The sequence below is a fragment of the Asanoa iriomotensis genome (assembly GCF_016862515.1).
Lineage (GTDB): Bacteria > Actinomycetota > Actinomycetes > Mycobacteriales > Micromonosporaceae > Asanoa > Asanoa iriomotensis.
The window spans coordinates 69,214-89,020 of record NZ_BONC01000018.1 but is presented as its reverse complement, the minus strand read 5'-3'; the positions used below and the strand labels follow the sequence as shown (position 1 = coordinate 89,020).

Below are 19,807 nucleotides of genomic sequence, written 5' to 3'. Positions count from 1 at the left end.
CGAGCGTCACCTGGATCCGCGTTGATGGTCAACTGTCCTAGAATTCTCTGCGCAGGTTGTGCAATCCGTCCGGAGGATGGCCGAAATGACACCGCAGATTGTCCAGCTCGACGCGCTGGACGCCGCCTTGATCAATTTGCTGGCCGAGGAGCCCCGGATCGGCGTGCTCGAATGTTCCCGGCGGCTGCGGGTGGCTCGCGGCACGGTGCAGGCCCGGCTCGACAAGCTGGTGGCCCGCGGGGTGATCCGCGGCTTCGGCCCGGAGATCCAGCCGGCGTCGATCGGCTACGGGGTGACCGCGTTCGTGACGCTGGAGATCAGCCAGCGGCAGGGTCATGATCCGGTGGCGGTGCACCTGTCGCGGATCCCCGAGGTGCTGGAGGCGCACACGATCACCGGCTCCGGCGACCTGATGTGCCGGGTGGTCGCCCGGTCCAACGCCGACCTGCAGCGGGTGATCGACCGGATCGTGGCGCACGGCGCGGTGGCCCGGGCCTCGACGATCATCTCGCTGACGGAGCAGATCGCGTTCCGGGTGCTGCCGTTGGTCGCGGCGGCGGCCTCAGATCCGGCCAGTGGGGACGCGGATTAATCTCACAAATCGGATCGACACGGGTTTATCGCCGTCCCGGATCTTCTGTCGGCGTGTCGTTACGGTGTGCCGGTGGCGAGGGGTAATGGCCCCTGTGTGAAGTGCTGGGCCGTGGTCGTGGCGGTCCTCCTCGTCGTGGGCTACTTCACCGGCGTGCTGACCCCCGTGCTCGACAAGGTCTGGGCGATGGTCAACACCTCCAGCCCGCTGACCACCCCCGCACCCCTCTGGCAGCAACGCCTCGGCGGGACGCCGCGCAGCGCCACCATCGCCGGCGGCGCGGTGATCATCGAGCACCGCACGCTGGTCGAGTCGCGCGGTCTCGGCTCCGGCGCGCAGCTCTGGGAACACAAGGCCGACTGGGCCGCGGTCGCGGGCGAAGGCAACAGCGCCGTCGTGGTCACCGGCAAACTGCTGGTCAAGGGGTACGAGGTCGTCGACCCGATGTCGGGCTCCGTCCGCCGCAAGGACACCGAGGCCCGGGCGGTCTGGACCTACCGCAACGGCCTGCTCGACGTGCTCTGCCACGGGCCCGAGGACTGCACGCTGCGCGCCTGGGACCCGCAGGGCAGCAGCCCACTGTGGACCGTGCAGATCCCGGGCATCGGGTTCGTGCTCTTCGCCGACAACCCGGACATCCTCGGCACCCAGCGGTTGACCGCCAAGCGGATCGACGACAACGCCGGCGGCCCCGACCTGATGCCGCCGATGCTCGGGCTGCCGATCGACGACAAGGTGTTCGTCGTGGACACCGCCGTCGGCCAGGTGGTCCGGGAGCTGACCCCGGAACGCGACGAACGGCTCGTGGTGGTCGGCGGCCGGGTGCTGCGGATCAAGGCGGTCTCGGCGGACGGCAGCTGTTACTTCTCCGTCGTCGCGTCCGACGCGGCCACCGGCGGGCAGGTCTGGCGCAACGCCGGCATCAACATGCGCACGGCGAAGGACGGCGGCTGCGCGCAGCGCGACGACCCGGGCGGTGGGCGCAACGTCGTCGTCGGGGTCGCCGCCGACGCCCGGGAGCTGGTGATCGACGCGTACGACGGTCGGATACTGTTCACCGGCGCGCCCGGCGAGCGGTTGCTGGGCGTCGACGACCGGTACGCGGTCGCGCGTACCGCCGATGGTGGTGCTCTTCGCAGCGTCGAGCTCGGTGGTCGCGGCAAGTGGCAGCGGCCGACCCAGCCGAAAAGCAGTGTGGCCCTGACCGAGCCCGCGGTCGTGGTGGTCGACCAGAAACCCGACCGGATCATCGCCCTCCACCCGGGCACGGGCGCCGAGCTGGTCAACGTGCGCTCGGAGGCGGACGTGCTCGCGGTCGGCCCCGCCGGCATGATCATCGTGAGTGGGCGGGACATGGCCTACCTGCCGTTCTCGGGTGCCGGCGGTGTGACCAACCCGCCGCCCGCGGGTGGCAATACGGGCAACCCGGGCAATGACTGGCCAGAGTGTGGCGGGCCCAAACAAGAGGTCTGCAAAGGCGGCTAGGCTTGCCGCTCATGAGCGACGCCGCCGCCTTCAGCTACTCACCGCTGTTGCCACTCGGCGACGACCTGACCGAATACCGGTTGGTCACCGACGAGGGCGTCGACGTGGTGAAGGGGCCGGGCGGCCGGCAGTTCCTCACCGTCGACCCGGCGGTGCTCACGGCGCTGACCGCGGAGGCGATGCACGACATCGCGCACTACCTGCGCCCGGCGCACCTGACCCAGCTGCGCTCGATCATCGACGACCCGGCGGCGTCGCCGAACGACCGTTTCGTGGCCCTCGATCTGCTGCGCAACGCCAACATCGCGGCGGGCGGCGTGCTGCCGATGTGCCAGGACACGGGCACGGCGATCGTGATGGGCAAGCGGGGCCGGCACGTGCTGACGGACGGCACCGACGAGGAGGCCATCGCCCGGGGCGTCTACCAGGCGTACACCCGGTTGAATCTCCGCTATTCGCAGCTCGCCCCGATCACGATGTGGGAAGAGCGCAACACCGGCACCAACCTGCCGGCCCAGATCGAGCTGTACGCGGAGGACCCGGGCGGGCACCCCGACGCCTACAAGTTCCTCTTCATGGCCAAGGGCGGTGGCTCGGCCAACAAGTCGTTCCTCTACCAGGAGACGAAGGCGCTGCTCAACCCGGCGCGGATGATGTCGTTCCTGGAGGAGAAGCTGCGGCTGATCGGCACGTCGGCCTGCCCGCCGTACCACCTGGCCGTGGTCATCGGCGGCACCTCGGCGGAGCACGCGCTGAAGACCGCGAAGCTGGCGTCGGCGAAATATCTGGACGGTCTGCCCACCTCGGGGTCGCTGTCGGCGCACGGCTTCCGTGACGTCGCGCTGGAGGCGTCGGTGCTGGAGCTGACCCGCGAGTTCGGCATCGGCGCCCAGTTCGGCGGGCGCTACTTCTGTCACGACGTCCGGGTGGTCCGCCTGCCGCGGCACGGCGCCTCGTGCCCGGTCGCGATCGCGGTCTCCTGCTCGGCCGACCGCCAGGCGGTCGCCAAGATCACGCCGTCGGGCGTCTGGCTGGAGCGCCTGGAGACGGACCCGGCCCGCTTCCTCCCGGAGGTCACGGACGACAACCTGTCCGCGAGCGACGTGGTCCGGGTGGACCTCAACCGCCCGATGTCGGAGATCCGCGCGGAACTCTCGAAGTACCCGGTGAAGACGCGCCTGTCGCTGACCGGGCCGCTGGTGGTGGCGCGGGACATCGCGCACGCGAAACTGGCGGAACGCTTGGACGCGGGCGAGCCGATGCCGTCGTACATGCGTGACCACGCGGTCTACTACGCGGGCCCGGCGAAGACTCCCGAGGGTTACGCGTCGGGTTCGTTCGGCCCGACCACGGCAGGCCGGATGGACTCTTATGTGGCCCGCTTCCAGGAAGCCGGCGGCTCGCAGGTGATGCTGGCGAAGGGCAACCGCTCTTCCCAGGTGACACGTGCGTGCGCGGAACACGGGGGCTTCTACCTGGGCTCGATCGGCGGCCCCGCGGCGCGGCTGGCCCAGGACTGCATCAAGCACGTCGAGGTCCTGGAATACCCGGAGCTGGGCATGGAAGCGATCTGGAAGATCGAGGTCGAGGACTTCCCGGCCTTCATCGTGGTCGACGACAAGGGCAACGACTTCTTCGCCGAGGTCACCAAGCCGGTCCTGACCGTCGGCCGCCGCCCTTAAGCGTCCAGCTTTACCCGGCGCAAAAGCAATGCCCCGGGTTGCTTGCGAGCAGAGGCAACACCGGGGCGTACATAGTCATCGTACGTCTCGATCCGATGTTTCGCTGCGGGAAGCAAAGGCGAGGTGGCCCGTCGCGCCGACGGAAAGCCGGGCCACGTGGTCGCCGCCCTTCCTTTCGGTTTCTGGGTCGGCCTGGTCAGCGCCGGACGGGGCCGCAACTACGAGACGATGCTCTGGCGTCCAGCGATACACCGGGCGTTCCCGCACTACCGGGGTCCTCGGCCGCCCGTTCACCAACGGCTCGAGACGCTCCGGCTGTTGCGCAACAGGATCGCGCACCACGAGCCGATTCACTCCCGCCACCTGGCTGCCGACTACGGAAGTCTGCTGTCGGTCGCTGGCTGGCTCTCACCCGCGTTCGAGGGGTGGATCAAGTCGACGAGCCGGATACCCGCGTTGCTCGCGGGGCGACCGCATCTTCCTTGAGCGGTGTGGATCACTCTGCGTGGTCTCGGCGACGGGGGGAGGATGGGGTGGTGACTGGGGTTGAGGAGAACGGGTTCCGCGTCGAGCGGGACACCATGGGTGAGGTACGCGTGCCGGCCGAGGCGTTGTGGCGGGCGCAGACGCAGCGGGCGGTGGAGAACTTCCCGGTGTCCGGGCGCGGCATCGAGCCCGGCAACATCCGGGCGCTCGCGCAGATCAAGGGAGCCGCGGCCGCCGTCAACGGTGAGCTGGGCGTGATCGACGAGGGTCTCGCCACCGCGATCCAGGTCGCCGCCGCGCACGTGGCCGGTGGCGGGTTCGACGACCAGTTCCCGATCGACGTGTTCCAGACCGGCTCGGGCACCTCGTCCAACATGAACGCCAACGAGGTGATCGCGACGCTCGCGGCCCGCGAACTCGGCCGCGACGTGCACCCCAACGACCACGTCAACGCCTCGCAGTCCAGCAACGACGTCTACCCGTCGTCGATCCACCTCGCCGCCACCGAGGCCGTGGTCAACGAGTTGGTGCCGGCGCTCGACCACCTGGCCGGCGCCCTGTCGGCGAAGGCCGGCGAGTTCGCGACCGTGGTCAAGGCCGGGCGTACCCACCTGATGGACGCCACGCCGGTCACCCTCGGCCAGGAGTTCGGCGGGTACGCGACCCAGGTCCGCAATGGAATGGCCCGCCTGGAGTCGACGCTGCCGCGCCTGGCGGAGCTGCCACTGGGCGGCACCGCGGTCGGCACCGGCGTCAACACCCCACCGGGCTTCGCGGCGAAGGTGATCGAGCGCCTGCGTGCGGAGACGGGCCTGCCACTGACCGAGGCGCGCGACCACTTCGAGGCCCAGGGCGCCCGCGACGGCCTGGTCGAGGCCTCGGGCCAGCTACGCACGATCGCGGTGGGCCTCTACAAGATCGCGAACGACATCCGCTGGATGGGCTCGGGCCCGCGCGCCGGCCTGGGCGAGCTGCGGATCCCCGACCTCCAGCCAGGCTCGTCGATCATGCCGGGCAAGGTGAACCCGGTCGTATGCGAGTCGGTCCGCCAGGTCTCGGCCCAGATCATCGGCAACGATGCGGCGATCGCCTTCGCCGGCTCCCAGGGTGACTTCGAGCTCAACGTCATGCTGCCGGTGATGGCCCGCAACCTCCTGGAGTCGATCCGCCTCCTGGCGGCGGCAAGCCGGATGCTCGCGGACCGCTGCGTCGTCGGGTTGGCGGCCAACGAGGAGGTGGCATTGGCGTACGCGGAAGGCTCACCGTCGATCGTCACACCGCTGAACCGCCACCTGGGCTACGACGAGGCAGCCTCGATCGCCAAGGAGGCCCTGGCCACAGGCCGCTCCATCCGCGCGGTGGTGATCGACCGGGGCCACGTCGCCAAGGGCAAGATCAGCGAAGAGAAGCTCGACGAACTCCTCGACGTCCTCCGCATGACCCACCCCTGACCAAGCCAATCGCACCCAGCCCGAGCCGGCTGCGGGCCTGATCGCCCGCCGAGCCGGCTCGCGCCCGCCGGCTGCCGGCGCTAAGGGGGCTTCGGCTCCGGCCGCTGGTCCGGGTCGCGTTGTTAGGTGGTCCGGGTCGTGCGGTGCGTGGCTGGGGCGGTGGTCTGGGTCGTTCGTGCCCTCCAGCCGCGGGTTGCTGCGGGTCGCGGTGCGCGCGTGCGGCGGTGGCCCGGCTCGTGCCGTGGCGCCGGTCGGGGTGCTTCGGCTCGCGGTGCTTGCGTGGCCCGGGTTCAGCCGTGCGCACTGCCCGCGTCGCGCGGTGCGGTGGTCCAGGGTCGCGCAGAGCCGGTGGACGGTGGTCCGGGTTCTCCTCGTGCCTCAACGAGGTGGGCCGTGCGGTGCCCGCGTGGCGCGGAGGTCCCGGTCTTGCCGTGCCCGGCACGGGCTGGTGGTCGGCACCCGCCCCCGCGAGGCCGCCGGGCTCGCCGTTCCTGGGCGGCGGCGGATCGCCGCGCAGGGTGAGGCGAGCCCGCGAGGGTCAGGCGGCGGAGCTGCGGCGGATCTGTAGTGGGGCCGGTTCGATGCGTTGCCAGCTTGGGCCTGTCTCGTTGGCCAGCAACGCCCGCGTGGCCATCGCGGCCATATGCTCGACCGGCTGGCGGACCGAGGTCATCGCCGGCGTGGCCACCGACGCCAGGAAGCTGTCGTCGAAGCCGACCAACGCCACGTCGTCCGGCACCCGGCGGCCGCTTTCGCTCAATGCCCGCAGCACCCCCATCGCGGTCAGGTCGCAGGCCGCGAAGATGGCGTCCAGGTCCGGGTGTTCGGCCAGCAACTGGTGCGTGCCCGCCACCCCCGCCTCCAGGCAGAAGCCGCCCTCGGCGCCGATCGGTTCGTGGCCCGCGTCCACCGACGCCGACTGGAAGCCGCGGCGGCGGCCGATCGCGCACGAGTTGTTGGGCTTCCCGTGGACCGCGACCACCTTTCGCCGGCCGGTGCGGTAAAGGTGCTCCACCGCGGACCTGGCACCCAGCGCGTTCTCCGCCTCCACCGACGGCACGCCCACCGCCGACCTGCCCAGCGACACCACCCGGCCGCAGCGCGCCGCGAACCGGGCCCCCAGCGTGGGCGGGACGTTGATCAGCAGGGCGCCCACCTCGACGATGCGCGCGACGTCGTCCAGGCGCGTGGGTGCGTCCGGCTCGTCGATCACGTGCGTGCGCATCTGCGTCTCGGTGCCGGCCAGGGCCGACAGGATGCCGGAGACCACGCGGCTGTAGTAAGGGTTGCTGCCAACCTGCGTGGCGTCCTCGTCGATGATGATCAGGTCGATCACGTCGGTGCGGCCCTTGGCCAGGGCTCGGGCGGCCAGGTCGGGGTGGTAACCCAGCTGCTCGACGGCGTGCCAGACGCGGTTCCGGGTGCGTTCGGACACCCGGCTGCCGCCGGTGACCACCCGGGATGCGGTCGCGCGGGACACGCCCGCCACGCGGCCTACGTCTTCCAAGGTCGGCCTCTTTGCCTCCATCACCGCATGTTAGGCGTGAGAGCGCTCTCCATGACATCCTGTTTTCGCTTTGTGCGCCATCCACGTGCGTGCAACGCTTCCCTCAGCTCGCGGACCACCTCACCGAAATCGCGCCGCGGCGAGGTGCGCACGACCAGCCAGCCCTCCGAAACCATGACGCGCTCGGCGGCCGGGTCTGGCGCGCACCACAGCGCCAAGCGGAACTCCGGCCAGGCCAGCGGCGGCCGCACCGCGAAGATCGGCGGATGGGCCAGCGCCATCGGCAGGCCCGCCAGGAACAGCCGGATCCGCAGCACCGACTCCGCCCGGGACCGCGCGTGGCCGTCGGCCAGCGCCAACGTGTGCCCGGCCCGTCGCCCACCCGGCCGGTCGGCCAACCGGGCCACCACCTCGCGCATCGAAGCCGGCGTCACCACGCCCTGGAAGAGCAGCGCGTCGACCACCGCCACCGCGTCGGGCAGCGCCAGCCACACCGCGGCGTCCCATGCCGTGCGCGCCGGCACCGTCACCGCCACCGACGTGCCGCCGCCCGCCAGTGCGACGGCGGACACGTCGCAGGGGTCGAGCGGGATCCGGTGCAACCGCGTCCCGGCCTGGTCGCCGACCCGACGGTCGCCCACGACGATCAGGTGCACGGGATCCGCGGGCGAGGCGGCCGAGTGGACACCGTGCGCGACAGCGGCCGACGGCCCGGCCAGCACCACCGAATCCGGCGGCAGCCGCGCCAGCGAGGCCCGGCAGAGCAGCGCGTGGTCCTGCGGCAACCGCGAGTCCGCGTAGACGTCATGCCTTAGCCGGATCCACCCACGCCCGCGCAGTTGGTGCACCGACAGCAGCCCGGAAGCCACGGCGGCGCTGCCACGAAACACGCGCCACTCGAGTGCCGAAGGTCGGTTTGTCATGGGAAAGAGCGTCGCGCGCGCAGCGAACCCGTGGACAGACCTGTGGATAACTGCGGAGAACAGAAGTACACAGGCTGTGGATAACTCGCCAGGCAGCTGTGGAAAGGGCTAAGGGGCCAGTGCGGCACCCACCGCCGCGGCGGCCGCCAGCACCAGCGGACCGACCTCCGTCAACGACAGCGCACCCAACGCGATCACCCCCACGCTGGCGTCCAGCCCCTCCACACCGAGCACCGGCGCCGCCACCCCGAACGCGCCCGCCTGCAGCTCACCCACGGTCGTCACCGGATCGGGCGAACCGGTGCGCCCGGCCAGGATCGCCCGCCCGGCCGCACCCCGCGCCAGCGGATGCCGCGAACCCGCCCGGTACGCCACATGGAACGCCGTCCAGCTCGGCTCCACCACGGCCAGCGCCACGGCCTCCGAGCCCTCGGCGATCGTCAGATGAGCGGTGGCACCGACCTCCTCGGCCAACCGCCGCAACGCCGGCAGCGCCGCCGAGACCACCAGCGGATGGGCCCGCCGCGCCAGGTGCAGCACCCCGGCACCCAGCCGCAACCGCCCGGCACCGTCGCGCCGGACCAGGCCGTGCGCGGTCAACGACCCGACCAGCCGATAGACCACGGCCCGCCCGACACCGAGCCGCTCCGCGGCCTCGGTGACCGTCAACCCCTCAGGCGCGTCGGCGACCAGATAGAGCAGCCGCAGCCCGCGATCGAGCGTCTGGGCCGTCTCGCCCGGGCGGAAGGCCGGCTGCGTCACACCGCGAGCATAGGCGCAAACGGATCAACGCTACCCTTGTCAGGTGACGCTGCGTTTGCATGACACCGCGACCCGATCGGTGCGGGATTTCGTCCCGCGTGAGGCCGGCAAGGTCGCGATGTACCTGTGTGGCCTCACCGTGCAATCCGAGCCGCACATCGGCCACCTTCGCTCCGGCGTGAGCTACGACGTGCTGCGTCGCTGGTTCGAGCGCACCGGCTACCAGGTGACGTTCGTCCGCAACATCACCGACATCGACGACAAGGTGCTGCAGAAGTCGCTCGAGCAGGGCCGGCCGTTCTGGGCCATCGCCTACGCCAACGAGGTCGTCCTCGACGCCGCCTACCGGGCGCTCAACGTGCTGCCGCCGACCTACTCGCCGCGCGCCACCGGCCACATCACCGAGATGCATTCGCTGATCAAGACCTTGATCGACCTCGGGCACGCGTACGTGGCCGAGGACGGCTCCGGCGACGTCTACTTCGACGTGAAGTCCTACGCCGACTACGGCTCCCTCTCCGGCCAGCGGGTCGACGAGATGACCAGCTCCGCCGACAGCCCCGAGCGCGCCAAGCGCGACCCGCGCGACTTCGCCCTCTGGAAGGGCTTCAAGTCGGAGGAGCCCGTCGAGGCGCAGTGGACCAGCCCGTGGGGCCCCGGCCGACCCGGCTGGCACATCGAGTGCTCCGCCATGTGCATGCGCTACCTCGGCCCCGAGTTCGACATCCACGGCGGCGGGCTCGACCTCACGTTCCCGCACCACGAGAACGAGATCGCCCAGTCGCGCTCGGCCGGCCTGCCGTTCGCCCGCTACTGGGTGCACAACGGCCTGCTGAACCTGGGCGATTCCAAGATGGGCAAGTCGACGGGCAACGTGCTCGACCTCGACTACGTCAGCGCGCTCGGCGTGCGGATGGTGGAGCTGCGGCACTACTTCGTCTCCGTGCACTACCGCTCCCGGATCGACTACTCCGACGAGTCGCTGCGCGAGTCCGCCACGGCGTACCGCCGCGTCGAGGGTTTCGTGCAGCGCGCGGTCGAGTCCGTCGGTGCGATCCCGGCCGGCGAGCTGCCCACCGAGTTCACCGAGGCGATGGAGGACGACCTCAACACCTCAGGTGCCATCGCCGTCGTGCACGAGCACGTCCGGATCGGCAACACCGCCCTGGCCAAGGGCGATGACGAGGGTGTACGCGCGGCGTTGGGCACAGTGCGGGCGATGCTGGATGTCTTCGGCATCGACCCGCTCGACCCCGCGTGGTCTACCGCGTCGACCGGCGGCACCCCTGGCGAGGAGCTGCGCGAGGTCATCGACTCGCTCGTCGCACTCGCGCTCGAACAGCGCGCCCAAGCCCGGGCGCGAAAGGACTGGTCGGCCGCCGACGCGGTGCGCGACCAGCTCAACGAGGCCGGAGTCAACGTCGAGGACACGCCGCACGGCCCACGTTGGACGATCGGAACGAGGGACTGATGGCTGGCAACTCACAGCGACGCGGCCGGCGGGTCACCCCCAAGAAGGGTGCGACCGTCGGCTCCGGCGGCAAGAACCGCGCGGGTCTGTCCGGCAAGGGGCGCACCCTGCCGGCCGACGAGCGGCCCTGGCACAAGGGCTACTCCGGCACGGAGAAGCTGCCGCAGCGCACCGCCTGGAAACAGGAAAAGGAGAAGCGGGCGGCGGCGGCCGAGGGGCGCGCGCCCAAGATCGGGCAGCCGGGCACCAAGGACACCACCTGGGGCAAGGGCACCAAGGGTGCCAAGCCCACGAAGGCGACCGGCCGCCAGCCCAACAGGGGCGGCGGGCCGCGGGTCGCGCCCGGGCGCCGGTCCAACACCCCCAAGGACGCTCCCGAGCTGCTGGTCGGCCGCAACCCCGTGCTCGAAGCGCTGCGCGCGGTGGTCCCGGCGACCGCCCTCTACGTCGCGCAGGGCATCGACATCGACGACCGGGTCAACGAGATCATCCGCACCGCGGGCGACCGCGGCATCCCGCTGCTCGAGGTCGGCCGCGCCGAGCTCGACCGGATGACCGGTGGCGTGCTGCACCAGGGCATCGGCCTGCAGGTGCCGCCGTTCGCCTACGAGTCGTTCGACGACCTGGTCGCTGCGGCCCTCGAGCACCCGATGCCGCTGCTCGTCGCGCTCGACGGCGTGACCGACCCGCGCAACCTGGGCGCGGTGATCCGTTCGGCGGCCGCGTTCGGCGCGCAGGGCGTCTTCATCCCGGAACGCCGGGCCGCCGGCATCACCGCGACCGCGTGGCGCACCAGCGCCGGCGCCGCGGCCCGGGTGCCGGTCAGCCAGGTGGTCAACCTGACCCGGTCGCTCAAGGCCGCCCAGCGCGAGGGCTTCGTGGTGATCGGCCTCGACGCCGACGGCGAGACCGACCTCTACAACCTCGAAGCCGCCGTCGGCCCGCTGGTCGTGGTCGTCGGCTCCGAGGGGCGCGGTCTGTCCAGACTGGTCGGTGAGACCTGCGACATGCGGGTCGGCATCCCGATGGTGTCGGCGGTCGAGTCGCTCAACGCGAGCGTGGCCGCCGCGGTCGCGCTCGCCGAGGTCGCCCGCCGCCGCGCCGAACAGGGCTGACAGCGTTTGCTGTGTCACGCCGGGGAGGCCTGACAGCCGGCGTTCACATCGCGCCCCCGACCGGTTCACCCTGGGTGGCTAGCTTCTCGGCTCATGACCAAGCGTCTCAATATCATCGGGGGCACGGCCATGGTCGCCGCCCTCGCCGTCGGCCTCGCGGGCCCGGCGTCGGCGCACGACGCCGACGAGTTCGGTCCCGCCACCCTGACCGGGTTCGCGTCGCTGCCGGCGCTGACCTTCGTGCCCGCCAGCGAGCCGTCCGGCTCGCTGCTCGACACCGCGCCGGTCAACGGCGTCGCCGCGCCGTGGGACGACCAGCCGGTGCAGGGCTTCTCCGGCATCGTCAAGAACGGTGACGGCACCTACGAGGTCATGTCCGACAACGGCTTCGGCAACAAGGCCAACAGCGGCGACTTCGTGCTGCGCATCCACACCCTCGCGCCGGTGTTCCACGAGAACAAGGTCGACGTCCTCGGCGGCATCAACCTGACCGACCCCAAGGGGTACGTGACCTGGCCGCTCACCCGCAAGGACCGGGTGCTCACCGGCTCCGACTTCGACGTCGAGTCGATCCAGCGGGCCGCCGACGGCACCTACTGGATCGGCGACGAGTTCGGCCCGTTCCTGCTCCACTTCGACCGGACCGGCGCGATGATGCAGGCGCCGATCTCGCTGCCGGGCGTCTTCGCACCGGAGAACCCGCTGCGCGGCACCACCCCGAACAACCTCAACAGCAGCAAGGGCTTCGAGGGCATGGCCCAGTCGCCCGACGGCCGCAAGCTCTACCCGCTGCTGGAGGGCACCGTCGCCGGTGACACCCCGGGCACCCTGCGGCTCAACGAGTTCGACGTGCGCGCCGGGGACTACACGGGCAAGCGCTACGTCTACAAGCTCGACGACCCGGGCAACGCGATCGGCGACGCGATCGCGATCGACGGCCACCGCTTCCTGATCATCGAGCGGGACAACGGCCAGGGCGCCACCGCCAAGGTCAAGAAGATCTACGAGGCCAACATGAGCGACCGTGACAAGGACGGCGCCATGGACAAGGTGCTGGTCGCGGACCTGATGAACATCAAGAACCCGAAGCAGCTCGGCGGGTTCGGCAAGACCTTCACGTTCCCGTTCCAGACCATCGAGGACGTCGTCATCCTCGACAACCAGACGATCGCCGTGCTCAACGACAACAACTTCCCGGGCTCGGCCGGCCGCACCGCCGGTGTGCCGGACAACAACGAGTTCATCACGCTGAAGCTGACCCAGAGCCTCAACGCGGACAAGCGCTTCCTCTGATGCGGCCCCGGGGTGCCCGGCCCGTACGATGCAGGCCGGGCACCCCCTCGCCCATTTCGGAGGAGTCGGCACATGCAAGGGCACGCCCTCGGAGTCGACCTGGGCACGTCGAACACGGTCGCCGTGCTCCGCTGGCCCGACGGGCGCACCCGCCCGTTGCTGTTCGACGGTCAACCGCTGCTTCCGTCCGGTGTGCTCCTCGACGAGGGCGGGCGCCTGCACGTCGGGCACGACGCCCGCCGGCTCGCCCAGGCTGATCCGGCCCGCTACGAGCCCAACCCCAAGCGGCACGTCGACACGCCGGGCGTCCTGCTCGGCGACCACGAGGTGGCCACCGTCGACCTCCTCGCCGCGCTGCTCGCCGCGGTCGCGCACGCGGCCGTCGAGGCGGTCGGCTACCTGCCGCCGGCGACGCTGACCTATCCGGCGGCCTGGGGCCCACAGCGCCGGCAGATCCTGACCGAGGCGTTGGCCCGCGCGGGCTGGCCGGCCGGCACGACGCTGGCGCCCGAGCCGGTCGCCGCCGCCCGCTACTTCGCCGAGGTGCTGCGCCGACCCGTTCCCGTCGGCTCGGCGCTGGCGGTCTTCGACTTCGGCGGCGGCACCGTCGACATCGCCGTCGTGCGCAACGAGGGCCCGGACCCGACCGGCCGCGCCCGGTTCAGCGTGGTCGCCGCCGGCGGCGTGGCCGAGCTAGGGGGCCTCGACCTCGACGCGGCCCTGGTCGAACACCTCGGCCACACGATCGCCGGCACCGACCCGGCCGCCTGGGAACGGTTGCGCAACCCGGTCAACGCCGCGCAGTGGCGCGACCGGCGGCGCTTCTGGGACGACGTGCGCGGCGCCAAGGAGATGCTGTCCCGGGCCGCGGTCGCACCGGTCGCGGTGCCCGGCGTCGAGAAGGCCGTGCACCTCACCCGCGACGAGCTCGAACGGCTCGCGAACCCGTTGCTCCGCCGGGCCGTCATGGAGACCGCGGCCGTGATCGCGGCCGCCAATCTGCGCCCTGACCAACTCGCCGGGTTGTTCCTGGTCGGCGGCTCGTCCCGGGTGCCGCTGGTGGCCCGGATGCTGCACGCGGACCTCGGCGTCGCACCAACCGTGCTGGAGCAGCCCGAGCTGCCGGTCGCCGAGGGCGCCCTCGCCGAGCTGCGGGTCGCACACATCCCGGCACAGGCCGCCGCGCCCGTCCCGGTGGCGGCGGGGCCCGTGTCCGGTGTTCCCACGTCGCCCGCTCCGACCTCACCGCCGCCCGCCGCCCCGTGGTCGCCGCCCCCCGCCATCGCCGCGCCGAAGCGACGCGTACCCCGGAAGCTCGTGATCTCCGCCGCGGCGTTCGTGGTGGTCGCGGTCATCGCCGCCGTCTCGGCCATCATGTTGCTGCGCAACGGCGGCGGGTACGACAAGATCAAGTTCGCCGCGTTCAGCGACGTCGGCGAGCCCGTGGCCATGACGAAACCGGCCTACTACGCGTGGACGCACGCCCTGGGCGACCGGGCCTACTACGCCTACCAGACCGACGAGAAGAAGCTGACCGTCGTCGCCGCCGACGCCAAGACCGGCAAGGCGCTGTGGGACGCGGACATGCCCGAGACGGCCGAGTCCTGGAAGGGGATTCGTGCCACGCCGGGCGCCATCATCGCCTACGCCGACAACTACAGCACCACTGTGCCGGACAAGGCCTTTGTCCTGAACCCGGACAGTGGCGACGTGATGTGGAGCTTCGACCTCTTCTATGACGAGGACAAGACGTTCCTGGTCGGCGACCGACTGGTCGTGGTCGAGAAGAAGAACCATCGGATGGTCGGCTACGGCCTCGCCGACGGCAAACAGAAGTGGGAGCAGCAGACGCCGAAGGACGAGTACGACGACTTCAGCACGGCCGTGCTCGGCGTGCAGAGCCCGCGGGACCTGACCGGACCGGCGGACCTCACCTGGGTCGCGCTCGACCCCGACCGGGCAGACGACCCTGAGCTCGTCCAGCTCGGCGCGGACCGGTCCGTCCGGGTCGTCGACGTCGCCACCGGCGAGATCCGGAAGCAGGCGACCGCCGTGGCCGACCCGGACGACCTCGCCACCGCCTACGACGGGCAGCTCTACACGGCGAAGCGGAACGACACCACGGAGCTGTTCGCCGTGGACATCGACACGCTGGGCAAGCCGCGGCTCGTCTACCGCTCCGATGACCCGAAGCGCCGTCCGGTCGCCGTCAGCGCCTGTGGCGAGAACAGGATCTGCCTCCTGGACCAGACCGACTCGAAGGACACCCAGCTGATCTCGGTGCCGTTGGACGGCAAGGGCGAGACCTGGCGGCGCCCGGCGGTCGGCGCCGACGCGATCCTGTCGGTCGGCTCACACGTGCTGGTGCAGACCGGTGCCTCGAGCGACCCACACGTCACGGGCTATGACGCGAGCGGCGAGCAGGTGCTCGACCAGGCGGGCTTCGCCTCGCGGGTCAACGGGTCGAGCGTGCTGGTGTTCCCGCAGGAGCCGACCAGCACCAGCATCACCGACGACTACAACGTGGTCGGCTGGGTGCTCGGCGAGAAACAGCCGGTGCAGTTGGGCGCGCTGGGCGGGGTCCGGCTGGCGAGCTGCACCTGGACGACCAGCGTGATCGCCTGCGCCGGCGACAAGGACCTGCGGCTGCGGCGCTTCGCCCAATAGAACGGCGGGCCGGTTGCCCGGCCCGCCGTCAAGGGGTTGTGCGTTGGTCAGGTCAGAGGCGCAGGCCGGTCGTCGCGTGGAACGCGTGGTTGTGCTCGGCGCGCGGCTTGACGAACACGGTGTCGCCCATGTTGGGCATGTGCCGGCGGTCGGTGCGGACCACGAACCGCTCGGAGACGCCGTCGAGGGCCGCGTGGCCGTAGACGTTGGCGTCGGAGCCGAGGTCCTCGACCAGCTCGACGACGACCGGCAGGCCGCCGTCGGTCGGGCCGACCAGGTCGCAGTCTTCCGGCCGGAAGCCGATCGTCACCTTGTCGCCACCGCCGTCGGCGCGGGCCGCCGCGACCTCTTCGCGGGTCAGCGGCACGACCATGTCGATGAACTTGGCGCCGCCCTCGGTCAGCGGCACGGTCTTGATGTTCATCGCCGGCGAGCCGATGAAGCCCGCGACGAAGACGTTGGACGGCTTGTCGTAGAGCGCCCGCGGGGTGTCGACCTGCTGGAGCACGCCGTCGAGCATGACCGCCACCCGGTGGCCCATGGTCATGGCCTCGATCTGGTCGTGGGTCACGTAGACGGTGGTGATGCCGAGCTTGGCCTGCAGCGAGGCGATCTGGGTGCGGGTCTGCACACGCAGCTTGGCGTCGAGGTTCGACAGCGGCTCGTCCATGAGGAAGACCTGCGGCTCACGCACGATCGCGCGGCCCATGGCGACACGCTGGCGCTGGCCACCGGAGAGCGCCTTCGGCTTGCGGCCGAGGTATTCCTCGAGCTGGAGCAGGCCGGCGGCCTCCTTGACCCGACGGTCGATCTCAGACTTGGAGGTCTTGCGCAGCTTGAGCGCGAACGCCATGTTCTCGTACACCGTCATGTGCGGGTAGAGGGCGTAGTTCTGGAAGACCATCGCGATGTCGCGGGCCTTCGGCGGCAGGTGCGTGACGTCGCGGCTGTCGATGTGGATCGAGCCTTCGTCGACGTCTTCGAGGCCGGCGAGCATGCGCAGGCTGGTGGACTTGCCACAACCGGACGGGCCGACGAGGACGAGGAACTCCCCGTCGCCGATCTCCAGGTCGAGGTGGTCGACCGCAGGCCGTTCAGTGCCCGGGTAGATCCGGGTGGCCTGGGTGTAGGTGACCGTAGCCATGAGGGGACACCGCTTCCTTTCACCGGCAGGAACGTGCCGGACGATCCGAGTGAAAAGAGCTGCCGGCACGCCAAGGAGCCGACACCAGTGCTCGTCACCGTAAACGTTTCTCGCATTCGTGCCAAGGGGAGCGGGTGCTTGCTGCCCCATTTGCCCTGGCAAGCGCTGACCGCCCAGAGGCTCGGTATGCTGTGCTAGCTGCCCCTGTAGCTCAGATGGCCAGAGCACTCGCCTTGTAAGCGAGATGTCGCCGGTTCGATCCCGGCCGGGGGCTCAATATTTACACCGCACGATGGCCGCCGAAGCGGGCGACATGGTGCCAGACCCGTTTCAGGGTCTGCGGGTCGTGGGTGCCGGCGTTGACCGCCACGCCCACGATGCGGGCGTCCAGGCGGCCGTCCTGGGCGATCTCCAGGCCCGCCTCGATCACCTCCGGGCCCCGGTAGTCGGGTTGCCGGCGGAACTCGTCGACGCTCAGCACGAAGCCCTGGTGCCACTCGATCGGGCAGGCCAGTGCCGCAGCGAGGTCCGCCACGGCGGTGTCGGCGTAGCACGGGTCCAGGACCAGCGCCTCCACGTCGGTGGCGAACCGGACCGTCCCGTGTACGTGTGCCTCGATGTAGTCGTCCAGGTAGTCCTGCTCGTCCGCCTCGGCCAGGTCGATCAGCGCCATGCGGCTCGCCACGCCGAAGTCCGTGGGCTCGAGGTAGCTGTCGGGATAGCAGAACGTCGTGCGTTCCAGCGTCTCCCGACGCATGCGCAGGTGCGCCGAGCCGAAGCGCGGTGAGCCGCCCGTCGCGCGGCGGCGGTGGTTGAGCGAGCCGTACTTCGGGCGTGTCGACGGCGACGCCGTGTCGTACGCGCCGCCGAACATCCGACTCTCCCAGCGCCACCGGTCGCCGCCGGGGCAGGCGTTGAGAGCGCCGTTGCCGGTGCCCGTCTCGAACTGCGACCGGTAGATCCCGTCGCGGGCCATCGCCGCCAGGATCGGCTCGCCGGCGAAGATCCGGTCGGGGTGGAAGTGCACGGTCACCCGTAGCCCCGGGTCCAGCGGCGCGCCGCTGGACAGCGCGGCCACGTGTGCGAGCGCCGGCTCCCAGCTCATCCGCGCCGCGCCACGATGTTGAGACGGACGTAGTCGACCGTGTCGCCGGGTGTCCGGTCCCAGACCTCCGCGACGAACTCGCTCGGCTGTGGCACCCGCTGCGCCCACGGCCCGAGCGGCACCGTCTCCAGGTACGACAGCATCTCGTCCGACGACACCGGGAACGGCTGCAGCCAGCACTCGACGTCGACGAAACCCGACCGGGCCAGGCGCTCCCGCGTCGGGGCGACGTCGGCGAAGTCGAACGGCGGCGTGAAGTCCGTGAAGGACGACCGCCAGCGCGGCAGGGCCGCGACCTCGTCGGCCGCCGCGCTCAGCGCCGCGATGTTGCCCGCGCCGCCGCACTGCGCGACCAGCCGGCCACCCGGGCGCAGCACCGCGGCGAGCCGGTCGAAGAGCCGGTCGTGGTCGAGCACCCAGTGGAACGTGGCCGTGGAGAACACCGCGTCGACGGGCTCCGGCAGCGACAGGTCGAGCAGGTCGACGAGGTGCACCTCGGGCAGCGACCGCCGTGCGATCGCCACCATCGCCGGGTCGGCGTCGACCGCGATCAGCCGGCCGTGCGGCAGGCGGGCCAGCAGCTTGGCGCTGATCCGGCCGGTGCCGCAACCGGCGTCGAGCACGGTCTCCGTGCCGTCGAGCGGCAGCCGGTCGAGCACCTCCTGTGCCATCCGGTCCATCGCCACCGACACGCGGTGGTACGCGTCCGCATCCCAGCCGCGCGCCCTCGCCATGATCGGATTATCCGCCGGCACGCCCCGCCCCCGGGAACCCTGAGGGCGGGGTGGGACAAAAGGGTCAGCGGAAGGCGGAGTCCTCGCCCGCGACGGGTCGCTCCGACGACGACCGGGACCACTGCCGGTGACCGCGCTGCTGGCTGCTCGCGTCGGTGGAGGTCGGTGCCACCGACGGCTGGCCCGCCTTGGCCGGCGCCGGGGTCTGCGCCGCAGGCTGCGCGGTGGACCCGCCCAGCGAGTCGATCGACGAGAGGTCGCCGAGCGGTCCGCTCGAGTCGCTGGTGTTGACCGGCGACAGCGGCAACTGACCGATCAGCGGCAGGCCGATCATCGAGTCGCCGTCGGCCTCGGTGAGCCCTTCCAGGCCGGAACTGGCCAGGAACCCGGGCACCATCTCGGCTTCCAGCGCCTCGCCGATCAGCGGCGGCACCAGCGACCCGCTGACGCCGTCGAGATCGTCGAAGCCGTCGAGGTCCATGCTCCGCAGGTCGGCGATGTCGAAGTCGCGCTGGTCCGGAGCGGCGTGCTTGCCGACCGCACCAAGCGGGTCCTCGGTCAGCTCGCCGAGCGGCCCGCGACCGAGGTCGCCGATCCCGCCACCGCGACCGAGGTCGCCGATCCCGCCACCGCGACCGAGGTCGCCGAAACCACCCAGACCGCCGCCCCGGGTGAGTTGGTCGACGCCTACCGTGCTGCCGAGGGTCCGCATCTGGGAGTCGCTCCCGATCGTGTTGAGGTTGTCGTCGCTGAGCGTGTCGGCCAATGGCTGGGCCTCGCGGGCACCGCCGAGCCCCAGCGCGCCCAGCGGGTTGTCACCCAGCGGGCTGCCACCGAGCACCGGCAGCGCCGTGCCGGGCTGCGCGCTGCCCTTGATCAACTGCCCACCCGCCGGCTCCTCGACCAGCGGCCCGGTCGAGTTCAGCGCGTCGGTGAGCGAACGCGCGGTGACCTTCTTGTCGCCGACCCCCAGCAGGCTGAGGTCGTCGGAGTTGAGCTGCGTCGGTGCCGGGCCCGCCTCCAGTGCCGCCGGGTCGACGCCGGCCGTGGGGCTGGCCGGCACCGCGGCGAGGAAGCCGAGGTGCTGTCCGGGCGTCAGGTCCGGGGTCGCGCCGACCACGTCATGGTCGCCCAGGGGGGTGAAGAAGCCGTCGAGCGAACCGCGTAGGTCGTTCACCGGCGCGTCGATCCCGTCGGCCTGTGCGGCTCCACCTGCCAGGAGCAGGACCCCACCGGCGGCGACGCCGACCGTACCCACCGCGCGATAGATCCACTTGGTCATGTCAGTCCATTCCGTTGGGCGTTAGCGGCATTTACCGCCTAGCTCACTAATCGGACCAACGACGCAAGCTCGGGTTACGTTGCTCTGGCCGCCCAGCGACGCCCTACG

Annotated in this window: 15 protein-coding genes and 1 tRNA gene; 9 read left to right on the top strand and 7 right to left on the bottom strand. The window is 71.1% G+C overall.

Translation table 11 applies throughout. The annotated features are described in order from the left end of the window. Positions 1-85 precede the first annotated feature (85 nt). The 4 genes from Air01nite_RS15135 to Air01nite_RS15120 all read left to right on the top strand — a co-directional run bounded on the left by Air01nite_RS15135 (position 86) and on the right by Air01nite_RS15120 (position 5,696). Positions 86-592 (top strand): Lrp/AsnC family transcriptional regulator, encoded by a 507-nt coding sequence (locus Air01nite_RS15135; protein WP_203702924.1) that lies wholly within the window; start codon positions 86-88, stop codon positions 590-592. 72 nt (positions 593-664) lie between these two features. Beyond that, positions 665-2,077, top strand: coding sequence for an outer membrane protein assembly factor BamB family protein (locus Air01nite_RS15130; RefSeq protein ID WP_239090723.1), 1,413 nt, complete (start codon positions 665-667; stop codon positions 2,075-2,077). Between the two features lie 11 nt (positions 2,078-2,088). Further along, complete coding sequence (locus Air01nite_RS15125; protein ID WP_203702922.1) at positions 2,089-3,759, top strand: fumarate hydratase; 1,671 nt, start codon at positions 2,089-2,091, stop codon at positions 3,757-3,759. 536 nt (positions 3,760-4,295) lie between these two features. Then, a complete protein-coding gene (locus tag Air01nite_RS15120; protein WP_203702921.1) occupies positions 4,296-5,696 on the top strand; it encodes a class II fumarate hydratase in 1,401 nt (466 codons plus the stop codon). 538 nt (positions 5,697-6,234) lie between these two features. On the opposite strand, the gene Air01nite_RS15115 is transcribed toward Air01nite_RS15120, so the two are convergent. The 3 genes from Air01nite_RS15115 to Air01nite_RS15105 form a co-directional block, all read right to left on the bottom strand. Next, the gene (locus Air01nite_RS15115) at positions 6,235-7,224 is read right to left on the bottom strand and encodes a LacI family DNA-binding transcriptional regulator (protein WP_203702920.1); all 990 of its coding nucleotides are present in this window, start codon (positions 7,222-7,224) and stop codon (positions 6,235-6,237) included. Further along, complete coding sequence (locus Air01nite_RS15110) at positions 7,224-8,126, bottom strand: hypothetical protein (protein WP_203702919.1); 903 nt, start codon at positions 8,124-8,126, stop codon at positions 7,224-7,226. The genes Air01nite_RS15115 and Air01nite_RS15110 overlap by 1 nt, the downstream gene beginning before the upstream one ends. A gap of 108 nt (positions 8,127-8,234) precedes the next feature. Further along, a complete protein-coding gene (locus Air01nite_RS15105; protein ID WP_203702918.1) occupies positions 8,235-8,888 on the bottom strand; it encodes an IclR family transcriptional regulator in 654 nt (217 codons plus the stop codon). 43 nt (positions 8,889-8,931) lie between these two features. Here Air01nite_RS15105 and cysS point away from each other — a divergent pair, with 43 nt between their 5' ends. The 4 genes from cysS (at position 8,932) to Air01nite_RS15085 (ending at position 15,434) form a co-directional block, all read left to right on the top strand. Continuing rightward, positions 8,932-10,359: a cysteine--tRNA ligase gene (cysS, locus tag Air01nite_RS15100; protein ID WP_203702917.1), complete on the top strand. Its 1,428-nt coding sequence runs from the start codon at positions 8,932-8,934 to the stop codon at positions 10,357-10,359. Continuing rightward, positions 10,359-11,474: a 23S rRNA (guanosine(2251)-2'-O)-methyltransferase RlmB gene (gene rlmB, locus Air01nite_RS15095; protein ID WP_203702916.1), complete on the top strand. Its 1,116-nt coding sequence runs from the start codon at positions 10,359-10,361 to the stop codon at positions 11,472-11,474. Before cysS ends, rlmB begins: the two co-directional genes overlap by 1 nt. A 93-nt stretch (positions 11,475-11,567) precedes the next feature. After that, positions 11,568-12,767: an esterase-like activity of phytase family protein gene (locus Air01nite_RS15090; protein ID WP_203702915.1), complete on the top strand. Its 1,200-nt coding sequence runs from the start codon at positions 11,568-11,570 to the stop codon at positions 12,765-12,767. Between the two features lie 72 nt (positions 12,768-12,839). Next, positions 12,840-15,434: an Hsp70 family protein gene (locus tag Air01nite_RS15085; protein ID WP_203702914.1), complete on the top strand. Its 2,595-nt coding sequence runs from the start codon at positions 12,840-12,842 to the stop codon at positions 15,432-15,434. A gap of 52 nt (positions 15,435-15,486) precedes the next feature. Here Air01nite_RS15085 and Air01nite_RS15080 read toward each other — a convergent pair whose 3' ends face one another. Beyond that, on the bottom strand, positions 15,487-16,578 hold the full coding sequence (locus tag Air01nite_RS15080; RefSeq protein WP_203702912.1) for an ABC transporter ATP-binding protein: 1,092 nt from the start codon (positions 16,576-16,578) through the stop codon (positions 15,487-15,489). 200 nt (positions 16,579-16,778) lie between these two features. On the opposite strand from Air01nite_RS15080, the gene Air01nite_RS15075 reads away from it, so the two are divergent. Continuing rightward, positions 16,779-16,852, top strand: a tRNA-Thr gene (locus Air01nite_RS15075). Positions 16,853-16,858: 6 nt separating this feature from the next. Here the strand turns inward: Air01nite_RS15075 and Air01nite_RS15070 are convergent. The 3 genes from Air01nite_RS15070 to Air01nite_RS15060 form a co-directional block, all read right to left on the bottom strand. Next, positions 16,859-17,683, bottom strand: a complete 825-nt coding sequence (locus Air01nite_RS15070) for a DUF3626 domain-containing protein (RefSeq protein ID WP_203702910.1) — start codon at positions 17,681-17,683, stop codon at positions 16,859-16,861. Then, positions 17,680-18,417, bottom strand: coding sequence for a methyltransferase domain-containing protein (locus Air01nite_RS15065; RefSeq protein ID WP_203702908.1), 738 nt, complete (start codon positions 18,415-18,417; stop codon positions 17,680-17,682). The genes Air01nite_RS15070 and Air01nite_RS15065 overlap by 4 nt, the downstream gene beginning before the upstream one ends. Before the next feature lie 64 nt (positions 18,418-18,481). Further along, positions 18,482-19,699, bottom strand: coding sequence for a hypothetical protein (locus tag Air01nite_RS15060; RefSeq protein ID WP_203702906.1), 1,218 nt, complete (start codon positions 19,697-19,699; stop codon positions 18,482-18,484). Positions 19,700-19,807: the final 108 nt, after the last annotated feature.

Coding starts and splice junctions, on each gene's coding strand:
- Air01nite_RS15135 (WP_203702924.1), top strand. CDS start 86: ATGACACCGCAGATTGTCCAGCTCGACGCGCTGGACGCCGCCTTGATC.
- Air01nite_RS15125 (WP_203702922.1), top strand. CDS start 2,089: ATGAGCGACGCCGCCGCCTTCAGCTACTCACCGCTGTTGCCACTCGGC.
- Air01nite_RS15115 (WP_203702920.1), bottom strand. CDS start 7,224: ATGGAGGCAAAGAGGCCGACCTTGGAAGACGTAGGCCGCGTGGCGGGC.
- Air01nite_RS15110 (WP_203702919.1), bottom strand. CDS start 8,126: ATGACAAACCGACCTTCGGCACTCGAGTGGCGCGTGTTTCGTGGCAGC.
- rlmB (WP_203702916.1), top strand. CDS start 10,359: ATGGCTGGCAACTCACAGCGACGCGGCCGGCGGGTCACCCCCAAGAAG.
- Air01nite_RS15090 (WP_203702915.1), top strand. CDS start 11,568: ATGACCAAGCGTCTCAATATCATCGGGGGCACGGCCATGGTCGCCGCC.
- Air01nite_RS15085 (WP_203702914.1), top strand. CDS start 12,840: ATGCAAGGGCACGCCCTCGGAGTCGACCTGGGCACGTCGAACACGGTC.
- Air01nite_RS15080 (WP_203702912.1), bottom strand. CDS start 16,578: ATGGCTACGGTCACCTACACCCAGGCCACCCGGATCTACCCGGGCACT.
- Air01nite_RS15070 (WP_203702910.1), bottom strand. CDS start 17,683: ATGAGCTGGGAGCCGGCGCTCGCACACGTGGCCGCGCTGTCCAGCGGC.
- Air01nite_RS15065 (WP_203702908.1), bottom strand. CDS start 18,417: ATGGCGAGGGCGCGCGGCTGGGATGCGGACGCGTACCACCGCGTGTCG.
- Air01nite_RS15060 (WP_203702906.1), bottom strand. CDS start 19,699: ATGACCAAGTGGATCTATCGCGCGGTGGGTACGGTCGGCGTCGCCGCC.